The organism is Flavobacterium sp. GCM10023249 (assembly GCF_042653365.1).
In the GTDB taxonomy this organism is placed as follows: domain Bacteria; phylum Bacteroidota; class Bacteroidia; order Flavobacteriales; family Flavobacteriaceae; genus Flavobacterium.
The window spans coordinates 295063-308659 of the sequence record NZ_JBHSHZ010000009.1 but is presented as its reverse complement, the minus strand read 5'-3'; the positions used below and the strand labels follow the sequence as shown (position 1 = coordinate 308659).

General features: G+C 35.6%; 14 protein-coding genes. 7 read left to right on the top strand and 7 right to left on the bottom strand.

The window, feature by feature from the left end:
- Positions 1–453: an Lrp/AsnC family transcriptional regulator gene (locus ACFO7M_RS08150; RefSeq protein WP_379713945.1), complete on the bottom strand. Its 453-nt coding sequence runs from the start codon at positions 451–453 to the stop codon at positions 1–3.
- 375 nt (positions 454–828) lie between these two features.
- On the opposite strand from ACFO7M_RS08150, the gene ACFO7M_RS08145 reads away from it, so the two are divergent.
- Positions 829–2499 (top strand): RluA family pseudouridine synthase, encoded by a 1671-nt coding sequence (locus tag ACFO7M_RS08145; RefSeq protein WP_379713943.1) that lies wholly within the window; start codon positions 829–831, stop codon positions 2497–2499.
- A 38-nt stretch (positions 2500–2537) separates the two neighbouring features.
- On the opposite strand, the gene ACFO7M_RS08140 is transcribed toward ACFO7M_RS08145, so the two are convergent.
- The gene (locus ACFO7M_RS08140) at positions 2538–4235 is read right to left on the bottom strand and encodes an amino acid permease (RefSeq protein ID WP_379713941.1); all 1698 of its coding nucleotides are present in this window, start codon (positions 4233–4235) and stop codon (positions 2538–2540) included.
- A 132-nt stretch (positions 4236–4367) separates the two neighbouring features.
- Complete coding sequence (gene katG, locus ACFO7M_RS08135; protein WP_379735024.1) at positions 4368–6584, bottom strand: catalase/peroxidase HPI; 2217 nt, start codon at positions 6582–6584, stop codon at positions 4368–4370.
- 359 nt (positions 6585–6943) lie between these two features.
- On the opposite strand from katG, the gene ACFO7M_RS08130 reads away from it, so the two are divergent.
- The 3 genes from ACFO7M_RS08130 (at position 6944) to ACFO7M_RS08120 (ending at position 8238) form a co-directional block, all read left to right on the top strand.
- Positions 6944–7579: a peroxiredoxin gene (locus ACFO7M_RS08130; RefSeq protein ID WP_379713937.1), complete on the top strand. Its 636-nt coding sequence runs from the start codon at positions 6944–6946 to the stop codon at positions 7577–7579.
- A gap of 90 nt (positions 7580–7669) precedes the next feature.
- Positions 7670–7978, top strand: a complete 309-nt coding sequence (locus tag ACFO7M_RS08125) for a thioredoxin family protein (protein WP_379713935.1) — start codon at positions 7670–7672, stop codon at positions 7976–7978.
- 2 nt (positions 7979–7980) lie between these two features.
- The gene (locus tag ACFO7M_RS08120) at positions 7981–8238 is read left to right on the top strand and encodes a DUF6952 family protein (protein ID WP_379713933.1); all 258 of its coding nucleotides are present in this window, start codon (positions 7981–7983) and stop codon (positions 8236–8238) included.
- Between the two features lie 27 nt (positions 8239–8265).
- Here the strand turns inward: ACFO7M_RS08120 and ACFO7M_RS08115 are convergent, their stop codons facing one another.
- The 4 genes from ACFO7M_RS08115 to ACFO7M_RS08100 form a co-directional block, all read right to left on the bottom strand.
- Positions 8266–8646 (bottom strand): DoxX family membrane protein, encoded by a 381-nt coding sequence (locus ACFO7M_RS08115; RefSeq protein WP_379713931.1) that lies wholly within the window; start codon positions 8644–8646, stop codon positions 8266–8268.
- A gap of 78 nt (positions 8647–8724) precedes the next feature.
- Positions 8725–9147, bottom strand: a complete 423-nt coding sequence (locus ACFO7M_RS08110) for an arsenate reductase ArsC (protein ID WP_379735022.1) — start codon at positions 9145–9147, stop codon at positions 8725–8727.
- Positions 9148–9273: 126 nt separating this feature from the next.
- The gene (locus tag ACFO7M_RS08105) at positions 9274–9738 is read right to left on the bottom strand and encodes a DUF6428 family protein (RefSeq protein ID WP_379735021.1); all 465 of its coding nucleotides are present in this window, start codon (positions 9736–9738) and stop codon (positions 9274–9276) included.
- Positions 9739–9756: 18 nt separating this feature from the next.
- Positions 9757–10080, bottom strand: coding sequence for an ArsR/SmtB family transcription factor (locus ACFO7M_RS08100; protein WP_379735019.1), 324 nt, complete (start codon positions 10078–10080; stop codon positions 9757–9759).
- A 108-nt stretch (positions 10081–10188) separates the two neighbouring features.
- Between ACFO7M_RS08100 and tpx the strand changes: the two genes are divergently transcribed.
- From tpx to ACFO7M_RS08085, 3 genes are read left to right on the top strand one after another with little or no spacing between them, the layout of a single operon-like run.
- Positions 10189–10686: a thiol peroxidase gene (tpx, locus tag ACFO7M_RS08095; RefSeq protein ID WP_379735017.1), complete on the top strand. Its 498-nt coding sequence runs from the start codon at positions 10189–10191 to the stop codon at positions 10684–10686.
- 1 nt (position 10687) lies between these two features.
- Positions 10688–11062 carry a diacylglycerol kinase gene (locus ACFO7M_RS08090; RefSeq protein ID WP_379713921.1) on the top strand — a complete coding sequence of 125 codons (375 nt, stop codon included), beginning with the start codon at positions 10688–10690 and terminating at the stop codon, positions 11060–11062.
- A 41-nt stretch (positions 11063–11103) separates the two neighbouring features.
- On the top strand, positions 11104–13596 hold the full coding sequence (locus tag ACFO7M_RS08085) for a DNA translocase FtsK (protein ID WP_379735016.1): 2493 nt from the start codon (positions 11104–11106) through the stop codon (positions 13594–13596).
- The last annotated feature ends 1 nt before the right edge of the window (position 13597 follow it).

Genomic DNA, 13597 nt, shown 5'->3' with positions numbered 1-13597 from the left:
TTAGATATCAAATACAGTTGTGTTTTTTACTTCCCCAATCATAAACGAGGAATGTGTACTTCCAATGTGCTTAATGGATGTTAATTTAGTAACCATAAACTCTCGATATTCTTCCATGTCTTTTACACAGATTTTGAGTATGTAATCGTAATCACCACTCACGTGAAAACATTCTAAGACTTCATCAAGTTTTAAAATTGCATTTTCAAATTCGGCAATAAAGTCTTTTGCATGTTGTACTAACTTAATATGACAAAAAACCACATGGCTTTTATTGACTTTGTTGCGGTCTACTAAAGCAACGTATTTCTTGATGGTTCCGTCTTTTTCTAATTTTTTAATACGTTCGTAAACAGCAGTTACCGATAAATTTAATTTCATCGATAATTCTTTTGTTGTACTTTTGCTGTCTGTTTGAAGCAACTTCAGTAGCTTTTTATCTATAGCGTCCATATACTTTAAGGAGTTTAGATTGGTTAAGAATTCGGATTTAATAAAGATTAAAAGAATTAAAATCTAAACTAATGCAAAATTATAGATTTATTTTCTAAAACTAAGTAAAAATACTCCAAAATATTTAAAATTATTCTGTTTTAATTCTTTTTGATTATTTGTATTTCTGTTGTGATGTCTATTCTCTTTTTTATAGTCTTTACTTAATTCGGTGATTTTATGGAATTGTTGAATGTATTTTATACATGTTCTTTTGTATCATAGCAAATGACGAGCCAATGTTGGAGTTTGCAGACTTTTTTTGTTTAATTTCTGTGGAATCTTGTTTCATTAGGTGTCGAGTTTTATTTTGACTGTTTACTTTATCTTTGCCAAATGTTAAAAAACCTTTTTCAACCCTTTCAAACGGATATATCAGGTATTGCTTTGCCTGAAAAATTCACCTTTCCATTTTATTATGAACCACATGAGTTGAGTGTAATTGCTTCTCGTGAATTGCAACATTATTTAACAACGCAAACAGATTGGGAACATAACTTCGGATTAATTGAAGATCAGGATGGTTTGGTTATTGGTAAAATGTTTGGCGTATTGGTCTGTCAGAATAGCAATGGAGAATTAGGTTATTTATGGGCTTTTTCAGGGAAATTGGCGGAAGTGAATCATTTGGATTATTTTGTACCAACGGTTTTTGACATGCTTGATCCTGATGGTTTTTTCAAAAAGGAAGAAGGAATCATCAATGTGATCAATGCAAAAATTGAAAAACTGGAAAACGAATCGGATTATTTGAATACTATAAAAAAGTTGGAAAATACCAAAGAGGAAGCTGAACGTGATATTCAACGTCATAAAAATCATGTCAAAGCGCAGAAAATAATCAGAAACCGGCAGCGGATAGAAGCTGAACAACAACTTTCTTCAGAAGAATATGAAAAATTACTTCAAGAGTTGAAGGATCAAAGTCAGCAAGAAGGTATTTTGTTGAAAAAAATGTCGGCGTATTGGAATTATAAAATTAACGATGCACAAAAAGAGTTTCAGATTTTTGATGATGTAATCAATCAGTTGAAGGAAGAGCGTAAAACTAAATCGGCGGCATTACAACAAAAATTATTTGCGGAGTATTCTTTTTTAAATCAATCACGAAAGCGCAAAAGTTTAGGGGATATATTTGACAATAATCCACCGGCTGGAGCTGGTGAGTGTGCTGCACCAAAGTTATTGCATTATGCTTTCGAGTACAATTTGAAGCCCATTTGTATGGCTGAGTTTTGGTGGGGACAATCGCCAAAATCTGAAGTTCGCAAACACGGTCAATTTTATCCGGCTTGTAAGAGCAAATGCGAGCCTATTTTATTAGGACATATGTTGGATGGAATTATAATGGACGAGAACCCTTTTTTAAACAATCCAGCAGAAGGTAAAGAGTTGGAAATTGTATATGAGGACAACGTTATTGTAGTGGTGAATAAGCCTTCCGAGTTTTTGTCCGTACCTGGAAAAGAAATCTCCGATTCGGTATACCAACGTATGAAAACTAAGTTTCCAGATGCCACAGGTCCATTGATTGTTCATCGTTTAGATATGTCTACTTCGGGTATTATGTTAATCGCCAAATCGCAAGAGATTTATGTAGAGTTGCAAAGTCAGTTTATCAAACGAACAGTAAAGAAGTGCTACGAAGCGTTATTGGACGGAGTTTTGGTAAATAAAAGTGGCATGATTGAATTGCCGCTTCGTGTAGATTTGGAGGATCGACCACGACAATTGGTTTGTTATGAATATGGAAAACCGGCACAAACAGAATGGGAAACAATTTCTGTAGACAATGGTAAAACCCGAGTGCATTTTTATCCAATAACCGGAAGGACTCACCAATTAAGAGTGCATGCCTCTCATCCTTTAGGATTAAATACATCTATTGTAGGAGATGATTTATACGGAACAAAAGCGAATCGCTTACACCTTCATGCTAAAGCAATTACTTTTAAGCATCCGGTTAGTGGTGAGGTAATGACAATTGAAGTTAAAGCTGAATTTTAAGTATAAAAAAACCCGATAATTTCATCGGGTTTTTATTTTTAATCTTCTAAAGTTGCTTGTATTTTATTTTTGTTAAGCTTACTGTTTTTAAATCCGTAAGCGAAGTAAATCACTAAACCGATTACTAACCAAATTCCAAACCATTTCCAGTTTGATACGGCCATTCCTGTTAATAAATAGCAACAAGAAATCAGTCCTAACAAAGGGATTAATGATAAGTTCTTAAGAAATGCCGTCACAGCCATTGCGATTGTTAAAATAAAGAAGGCAAGCATAGGTAAGTTGGCTGCTAATTTTCCTTCAGAAAAATCAAAAGTATCACCAAAAAATGTCGGAACATAATAGTTCACTAAAACCGAAGCGATTACTACAATTGCAGGAAAAATGAACTTAGAATTCACATAAGGGATTCTGAATTTTCCTTTGGTAGCACGTTCAGCTAGTTCAGCTTCGCTTTGCGCAGAGAGCATCAAGACTCCACCACAAACTAATACGAATGCGAATAAAGTTCCAATACTTGTAAAGTCAAGAACGAAATTTTCATCGGTAAAGAAAATAGGTAATCCTACAACAAAACCAGTCACAATTGTTGCAAATCCTGGAGTTTTGTGTTTTGGATGTATTTCGGCAAATTTTTTCGGCATTAATCCGTCACGACTCATAGTCATCCAAATACGAGGTTGTCCCATTTGGAAAACTAACATTACACTGGTCATGGCTACAACAGCAGCAATAGAAACAATGAATAACATCCATTTAATTCCTTTGATGGCAAAAATTTCAGCCAAAGGATCGCTAACTCCTAATAAGTCATATTTAACCATTCCTGTTAAAACCAAGGCTAAAATAATGTATACCACAGTACAGATTATCAATGAATAAATCATTCCTTTTGGTAAGTCGCGTTGCGGATTTTTACTTTCTTCTGCTAAAGTTGAAACAGCATCAAAACCAATATAAGCGAAGAATACAGCAGAAACTCCAGCCATAACACCACCAAAACCATTTGGCATAAAAGGAGTCCAGTTATCAATATCAATATGGAAAGCACCTACTATGATTACTAATAAGATGATGGCTAATTTAATGTAAACCATTGCGTTGCTTAGGTTTTTGGATTCTTTGGTGCCTTTGTAAATTAAATAGGTAATCAATATGTTGATTAATACAGCCGGCATGTCAAAAATGATTCGTAATCCGCCAATTGACGGTGCGTTTTGCCAAGCTGTTAATCCTTCGCCAACTTTATTATCTATAAATGCCGCATGTGCCGATTTATAATTTATGGTAAGCCATTCTGGTAAATGTATACCAAAAGTCTCAAGCAAATTGGTAAAATATCCACTCCATGAAAAGGCAATGTAAATGTTACCAATTGAATATTCCATTAATAATGCCCAACCGATAATCCATGCGAACAATTCCCCAAATGACACATAGGCATAAGTATAAGCACTTCCTGAAACCGGAACTCTTGAAGCAAATTCTGCATAGCACATTGCTGTAAAACCACAAGCAATGGCACACATTACATATAATAAGATTACTCCGGGACCACCTGAAAAACAAGCGTTACCAATTGCAGAAAAGGTTCCGCCACCAATGATAGCTGCAATTCCGAAGAAAGTTAAATCTTTTACATTCAGTACTTTATTTAATCCCGAATGCTCTCCGTCACCGCCTTGTTGTAATATTGTAGTTAGAGGTTTTTTTCTAAATAAATTAAAAAATGACATATAATTTGTTTGGTTTGTTTGTTAAAAGCCAACAAATATATAAAACCAATTGGTAATTAGGGATGATGTTGATAAATTAAAGCACAAAAGGTGACCCGAAGATCACCTTTTGTTATTGTTTTCTAATTTTGATTATGCCAAGTCAAATCGGTCTAAATTCATGACCTTAGTCCAAGCCGCAACAAAGTCATTTACGAATTTTTGTTGTGCATCTTCGCAAGCGTATACTTCTGCAATAGCACGTAGTTCTGAATTTGAACCAAAAATCAAATCCACTCGGGTTCCCATCCATTTAATTGCACCCGAAGAACGATCGGTGCCGACAAAGGCATCTTCGGTATCTGAAACCGACTTCCATTGCGTATTCAAATCCAATAAATTGACAAAAAAATCATTCGTCAGTGTCTCCGGACGTTTGGTGAATACTCCGCTTTGTGATTGATCGAAATTAGTATTCAAAACACGCATACCACCTAGTAAAACAGTCATTTCTGGAGCTGATAATGTTAATAATTGTGCCTTGTCAATCAGCATTTCTTCAGCGGAAACTGTAAATTTTGTTTTAGCATAGTTACGGAAACCATCTGCTAAAGGTTCAAGTACAGAGAAAGAATCCACATCAGTTTGTTCTTGTGAAGCATCTGTTCTTCCGGGAGTAAATGGAACAGTGATGTTTTGGCCTGCGTTTTTAGCTGCTTGTTCAATTCCTGCGCATCCGCCTAAAACAATCAAATCAGCTATAGATACTTTTTTATTGAAATCGTTTTGGATTTTTTCTAATGTTTCAAGCACCTTTGTTAATTGTCCAGGATTATTTACTTTCCAATCTTTTTGTGGAGCAAGGCGAATTCGGCCACCATTGGCACCACCACGTTTGTCAGAACCTCTAAATGTTGATGCGGAAGCCCAAGCAGTGGAAACTAATTGGGAAACCGTTAGGCCGGAAGCAAGGATTGTCGCTTTTAAAGCAGCTATATCTTGTTCGTTGATTAACGGGTGTGTTGCGGATGGAATTGGATCTTGCCAAATTAATTCTTCGTTTGGAACTTCAGGGCCTAAATAACGAACTTTTGGCCCCATGTCTCTATGAGTCAATTTGAACCAAGCTCTTGCAAATGCATCATTGAATTCTTCAGGATTTTCCAAGAAGCGTCTGGATATTTTTTCATAGATAGGATCAAATCGTAAGGATAAATCTGTTGTGAGCATAAAAGGTTGGTGACTTTTTGAAGGATCATGTGCATCCGGAACTAATCCTGCTCCTGCGCCATTTTTAGGTCTCCATTGATGGGCTCCAGCCGGACTTTTAGTCAATTCCCATTCGTAGCCAAATAAGTTTTCGAAATAGTTATTGCTCCATTTTGTAGGAGTGATAGTCCAAGCACCTTCTAAACCACTGGTTATGGTGTCGCCTGCGTTTCCGGTTCCATAGGTGTTTTTCCAACCTAAACTTTGTTCTTCTATTCCTGCAGCTGCGGGTTCACGTCCTACATATTGATCAGGATCGGCTGCTCCATGGGTTTTTCCTAATGTGTGACCGCCTGCAATAAGTGCAACGGTTTCTTCGTCGTTCATTGCCATTCGAGCAAATGTTTCGCGAATGTCTATTGCTGCTAATAATGGATCCGGATTGCCGTTTGGTCCTTGTGGATTAACATAAATCAATCCCATTTGAACGGCTGCTAAAGGATTTTCCAAATCACGTTCTCCTGAGTAACGATTGTCTCCCAACCATTCTTGTTCTATTCCCCAATAAATGTCTTCTTCAGGTTCCCAAACATCTTCGCGTCCCCCAGCAAATCCAAAAGGTGTAAAGCCAGCTGATTCTAAAGCGCAATTTCCAGCCAAGATCATTAAATCGGCCCACGATATTTTATTGCCATATTTCTTCTTTATAGGCCATAATAGTAATCTGGCTTTATCGAGATTGGCATTATCCGGCCAACTGTTTAATGGAGCAAAACGTTGTGTTCCTGATCCGGCACCGCCACGTCCGTCACCAGTTCTGTATGTACCTGCGCTATGCCACGCCATACGGATAAAAAACGGTCCGTAATTTCCATAATCAGCAGGCCACCAATCCTGAGAAGTAGTCATCACTTCGTGAATGTCTTTTTTTAATGCGGCAAAATCAATCGAATTGAATGCTTCGGCATAATTGAATTTTTCTCCCATAGGATTGGAAAGGGAGGAATGTTGTCTAAGAATGTTCAATTTTAACTGGTTAGGCCACCAGTCTGTGTTTCTGGTTCCTGCACCGGCACTTTGTTTGGCTGAATTTCCTCCTGAAAAAGGACATTTCCCACCACCATTACCTGCATGTGCGTGTGAATTTGTGTTGTTTTCCATTGTATGTGTTTTTGTATTTGATTATTAATAACCTGATTGTAAAATTAAAGAATGATAATCTATGATATTCTTGGTTTTAATAGATAAAAATTATAGTTTTATTGGTCTTTTTAAATTGATTGTAATTAAAAGCAGGTATAATATACTGCAATCTTATTAGTATTTAAATTTAATGAATTTTGTTAATTCTTTATGTATTTTATTGTATAATGAATTTAAATTTATGAAAAAATCAATAAAAAAACTGTGAATTGCTTTCTATAAGATAATTCTATCGGTATATAATATTTTTGTTTTAAAAGAGTGGAGAAATTACAAAATGCAATAGCTACATTTGCCAAAATTTAAAATTAAAAACTATGGCATTAGTAGGAAAACAATTCCCTAACATTACCGTTGATGCAATCTCTGAGATGGGAGATAACTTAAGAATCAACGTTTTAGAAGAAGCAACAAAAAACAACAAAAAAGTATTATTGTTCTGGTATCCAAAGGATTTTACTTTTGTGTGTCCTACAGAATTACACGCTTTTCAAGCTGCATTACCTGAGTTTGAGCAAAGAAACACAATTGTTATCGGAGCTTCTTGTGATACCAACGAAGTACACTTTGCTTGGTTGAACACTGCTAAAAACAATGGTGGTATCGAAGGTGTTACTTATCCTTTGTTAGCTGATACAACGCGCAATTTGTCTAAAGCTTTAGATATTTTAGATGCTCAAGAAGTATATGATGAAGAATCAAATGATATTTTAGTTGAAGGATCAAACGTTACCTTCCGTGCTACGTATTTAGTTGATGAAACTGGTAAAATTTTCCACGAAAGTGTTAATGATATGCCGTTAGGTAGAAATGTTGGTGAGTACTTGCGTTTAATCGATGCTTATACTCACGTACAAACTAAAGGTGAGGTGTGTCCTGCTAACTGGGAACAAGGTAAAGAAGCGATGAATGCTGACAGATTAAGTACTGCAGCTTACTTGGCTCAAAACTAAATCAATTATCAATAACTTAATTCCAAATTCCAATGTGTAAATTATGTTGTTTATGATTGGGGTTTGGAATTTTTTTTTAAAATTAGAAATATGTTACTGGAATTAAACGAAGATACATTACAAAACGTTGTTAATGACAATGAAAAAGTAGTGGTACAGTTTTCAGCTTCTTGGTGTGGGAATTGCCGAATCATGAAGCCTAAATTCAAAAAATTGGCAACAGAAAACGAAAATATAACTTTTGTAATTGTTGATGCTGAAAATTCGCCAGAATCAAGAAAGATGGCTAATGTTTCTAACTTACCAACCTTTGCAACTTTTGTTGGTGGGAAATTGGTGAATGAAACTCAAACGAACAAAGCGGAGGTTTTAACTGAGCTAGTTACAGAAATCCTTTAATTATGAAGTTACCGGTAATTAAACATTTGACACAGTTTATTGAGGAAAATGATCAGGATTATATCGTTGAGACTATTGAAGTTCTTGAAGCTCTTACCGAAATTCCTTCTTTAAAAGATGAAGAATTGGATGTAATTGGTGAATTGATATCCAATATGTATGGTGCTTTGGAAGTGAATAAAATGGTGAAGACTGGAACGGATAAAAAAGAAGCCTTAAACGCTTTTATGCAAAGGGTTCTAGGTTCTATAGATAAATAAAAAAGCTCTCAATTGTGAGAGCTTTTTTTATGGAGAAACGATTCCTTCGTATCTATCCCAGTAACTGTAGATTAGGAATACATTGGCAAAAGCGACAAATAATCCCATTATCAAACCCATAGTGTCTGTGCTCATCATTAAGTTGATCAAAAGGATGTTGACAGTAACTGGCAGAATTACTAAATTGGCTAGAGGTACAAACTTTCCAACTACAAAGGCGATTCCGCATAATAACTCTATTGCTTTAGCTAAAGGCATAATATAGTGTGAGGCTACAATTCCAGCTTTGAAGGCTTTTAGTTCTCCTACGGCTTCGGTTTCTGGTGCTAGTTTTAAGAAGAAAGCTAGTGATGCCCAAATCAATAAAGCACCTAACAATACTCTTACAATAATCGTTGCTACTTTCATAATTCTTTAATTTTAAGTTCTATATAAAGTTACCAAAAATTATCTTACAAAAATCATAAAACAGTATAAATAAGTACGTTAGGTTGTTAGGTGTTTGTTTGTGAAATCCTGGCAAAAATTTTCGATTAATTTTCGTACTTTCCTGAATTCTGCCTTGGTTTCTTCTTCGTTTCCAATGAATTTTGCTGGATCTGGGAAGTTGTGATGAAGTTTGATCGCATTTGAAGGGAAATAAGGGCAAACTTCTTTTGCATGATCACAAACGGTGATGATGAAGTCGAAATCAATTCCAGTATATTCGTCAATATGATTGGAAGTATGTTCCGATATATTTATTCCTTCTTCTTGCATGGTTTCGATAGCTCTAGGGTTTACACCGTGCGTTTCTACTCCGGCGGAGTATACTTTTACCTTCTCATTATCGGTAAAATGGGATAAATAGCCATGCGCTATTTGACTACGGCAGCTATTGCCTGTACAGAGTACTAGAATGTTAATCATACCAAAAGCCATAAAAGGTTAATAATTGTAAATCTAGGGTCAAAACCATAATAGAGATTCAATAGAGTTATTCCAAGAGTAATAATAATTGGTTTCTTGTATTTTGTAAAGAACTTTTCCATTTTATTAGCAACAGTTTGAGTTGGGTTGGCAGCAATTCGTAAGTTCTTGTAATTCTTTTTTGGCTTTTTCTGGGATAATTCCACATTGACTATTGGCAAGACAAGTTGTTTTAGTGGAAGTCAATACAAAAGTTGTTCCGTTGTGGGCTAAACCAAATTTACCAATAGTAGCTTCAGTCTGGTATTCTACAACAATTTCATAGTTAGATTCAACTGTGTTTTTTTCGATACCACTAATGATTTTTATTACTTTCTCGGAAGTCAATCTATGCCAAACATCGTCTGTATGCCATAATTGAAAAGTAAAATAATTTTCTTCACGGAACGTATTACCACAATCGGTATACTTCTTATTGACAATGCCCATTTCTGTAATGTGAAAATGACTTGGGATTTGTTTGCCATCAGGTAATTGGATCTCGAAATTATCACTTTCGGATAAATACTTTTTAAATTCGGATAGTCTCATAATGTAATTGTTTAGTAATTAGCAGCATTTATTCTGTAATTTTTTCTTAATGATACTGAAATAATTTTCAAATTTCTCTAGTGTTTCGTTGTTGAGACAATAGCAAATTGCAGTGCCTTCTATAGTGCCTTTAATGATTCCAGCATTTTTTAATTCTCTCAAATGTTGAGAAACTGTAGGTTGTGCCAAAGGCAATTCGTTTACAATATCACCACATATACAGCTGTCCACTTTTAATAAATAGTCTATTATGGCAATTCTTGCTGGATGTGACATAGCCTTAAATAAAGTGGCTATTTCGTTCTGTTCTACTGTAAAAAAATCGGATTTGGATGCGCCCATTGTATGTTTGTATTTTAATATTGCAATATTACGATAAATCAATTTAAACTTCCAAATAAATAATCGATTTTTTTCTGTACTTTTGGAAGCATTAAAAAAAACAATAAGATGGCTCAAATAACATTAAAAGGAAATACAATTACTACTGTGGGTAATTTACCTGAAGTAGGATCTCAAGCAAAAGATTTTGAATTAGTAGCGACAGATTTGTCAGTGAAAACACTGGCAGATTACAGAGGAACTAAAGTGGTTTTGAATATTTTTCCAAGTGTAGATACAGGAACTTGTGCTACTTCAGTCCGTAAGTTTAATGAAAAAGCGAGTAATTTACCGAATACAACAGTATTGTGTATTTCACGTGATTTGCCTTTTGCGCAAAATCGTTTTTGTGGAGCTGAAGGGTTGAATAATGTTATGAATTTGTCGGATTTTAGAAGTAATTCTTTCGGGAATGACTACGGCGTGACAATTACTGACGGTCCGTTGGCAGGTTTGCATTCGCGTGCTGTAATTGTGATTGATGAAGATGGAGTTGTGAAATATACAGAACAAGTTGCCGAAATTGTTGACGAACCTAACTACGAGGCAGCGTTAACAGCGCTATAATATGGAATTTAAAAAAGACGAAACTCTTTTTACAGGAAGACTGAAAAGTATAGTGTTTGCTTTTAAAGGTGCAGTGAAATTAATTACCACTGAGCATAGTGTGATGGTTCAGTCTTCATTGGTTGTACTAATGACAATTGCAGGTTTTTATTTTGGAATTTCTACAACAGAGTGGATGTTTCAAATCTTGGTGTTTGGATTGGTTCTAAGTATTGAAGGTTTGAATACTGCCGTTGAAAAAATTGCAGATTTTGTGCACCCAGATTATCACGAACGTATCGGTTTTATTAAAGATATTGCTGCTGGAGCTGTATTCTTCGCAGCAATGACTGCAATTACAATCGGTGCAATAATTTATGTTCCTAAACTATTTTAATAAGTAGAACAGTTATTTTGTTTTAAACGTTTACATTATTAATGGCCAAATCAAAAAAAACTACCGAAGCTGCTATTGAACCTGAAGAAATTAATTTTTTCAGTCGTTTTGCACCCAATAGAAAACAAAGTGTCACTTTCGGAATATTGTTAATCCTACTTGCAGTAGCATTGACGGTATCGTTTGTGTCTTATTTTGTAAATGGGAAATTCGATCAAAGCGAATTGAATGATTTTACCGACCGAAATTCTGAAGTACAGAATTGGTTAGGTAAATTTGGTGCCTTTTTGGCGGATTTTTTCATCTATAGAGGATTTGGAGTTGCTTCCTTCCTTTTTGCTCGACTTTTGTTTTTGACTGGAGCCTATCTTGTATTGGATATGGCGGTTTCGAAATTGAAAAAAACATGGTTTTGGGATATTTTTGTCATCATCATTTTATCCATTCTTTTTGGTTTTTTTGGAAAGCAATTGCCAGAACTAGGGGGTGTGATTGGGTTCGAAATGAATTTATTTTCTCAGGATTATATCGGAAAAACGGGAACTTTATTGGCCTTGCTTTTCGGAATCGTAATCTATCTTATTTTTAAGGTTAAGGTTTCTCCGGACAAAATTAAAGGAGCCTTCGAGAAAACGAAAAATGAAATTCGTGACGATTTGTCTACGCCGGTTTCAGCATCGTCTACAGCGGCTTATAATCTTGAGGAATTCGCTGTTGCCGAAGAAACTTCAACGACTCAAGATAATTTGATTACAACACCAAATAAAAATGATTTTGAAGAGAATGAGGAAGAATTGGGAGAAATTACGTTAAAAACAGTTCCTTCTCAATTTGAAATCAATAAAGAAGCTTTAAAGCCAACTATTGGAACAGCTTCTGAATTGTCTTTGGAAGTTTCAAAAAAACCTGAAGTTGTTCAGGAAGATGTAAAACCACATCCTGATGAATTGGTTATAGAGAAAGTGGAAGAAGAGGATATAATCGAAGAAAATCTGGCAGCTAAATTGGTGTCGCATTTTGGTGAGTTTGATCCAACTTTAGAATTGTCCAACTTCAGATTCCCAACGATTGATTTACTTAAAGATTACGGAACTGGTGGAATCACAATTAATCAGGAAGAATTAGAAGAAAATAAAAACCGAATTGTTGAAACTCTTCGCAATTATAAAATTGACATCGCTCAAATTAAAGCGACGGTTGGTCCTTCGGTGACGTTGTATGAAATTGTTCCCGAAGCCGGAATTCGTATTTCTAAGATCAAAAGCTTGGAAGATGATATCGCTTTGTCATTATCTGCATTAGGTATCCGTATTATCGCGCCTATGCCGGGGAAAGGTACAATCGGAATTGAAGTACCGAATAAAAATCCAACAATGGTTCCAATGAAAGGAGTTATCGCTTCGGCTAAATTCCAAGAAGCGGAAATGGAACTGCCAATTGCATTAGGGAAAACGATTTCTAATGAAACTTTTGTTGTCGATTTGGCTAAAATGCCTCACTTATTGATGGCGGGAGCGACCGGACAAGGTAAATCGGTTGGTTTGAATGCCGTTTTAACGTCTTTGTTGTACAAAAAACATCCTGCTGAAGTGAAATTTGTGTTGGTCGATCCTAAGAAAGTAGAGTTGACACTTTTTAATAAAATTGAAAGACACTATTTGGCGAAACTTCCAGATGCCGAAGATGCTATTATTACCGATAACTCGAAAGTAATAACCACACTAAATTCATTGTGTGTGGAAATGGATAATCGCTATTCTTTATTGAAAGATGCCATGGTGCGTAACATTAAAGAATACAATGAAAAATTCAAACAACGTAAATTAAATCCTGAAAACGGACATCGTTTTCTACCGTATATCGTTTTGGTAGTGGATGAGTTTGCAGATTTGATTATGACTGCCGGTAAAGAAGTGGAAACTCCAATCGCTCGTTTGGCTCAATTGGCGCGTGCTATCGGTATCCATTTGATTATTGCTACTCAACGACCTTCGGTGAATGTAATCACAGGTATGATTAAAGCGAATTTCCCGGCTAGAATTGCTTTTAGAGTAACTTCAAAAATCGATTCAAGAACAATTTTGGATTCGGGTGGTGCCGATCAGTTAATTGGACGAGGTGATTTGCTATTCTCTAACGGTAACGATTTGGTACGTGTACAGTGTGCTTTTGTGGATACTCCGGAGGTGGAAAAAATCACTGAATTTATCGGATCGCAAAAAGCCTATGCAACGGCTTATATGTTGCCAGAATTTATTGGTGAAGATAGTGGCATAAGTCTTGATATAGATATTTCAGAAAGAGATTCTTTGTTTAGAGAAGCAGCGGAAGTAATCGTTACTGCGCAACAGGGTTCTGCATCGTTAATCCAACGTAAATTAAAATTGGGTTACAATAGAGCCGGAAGATTGATTGATCAATTGGAAGCTGCAGGAATAGTTGGTCCTTTTGAAGGAAGTAAAGCGCGTTCGGTTAATATTCCTGACTTGGCTTCTCTGGAACAGTTTTTTATGAATGAACAAAATAATAGTTAAT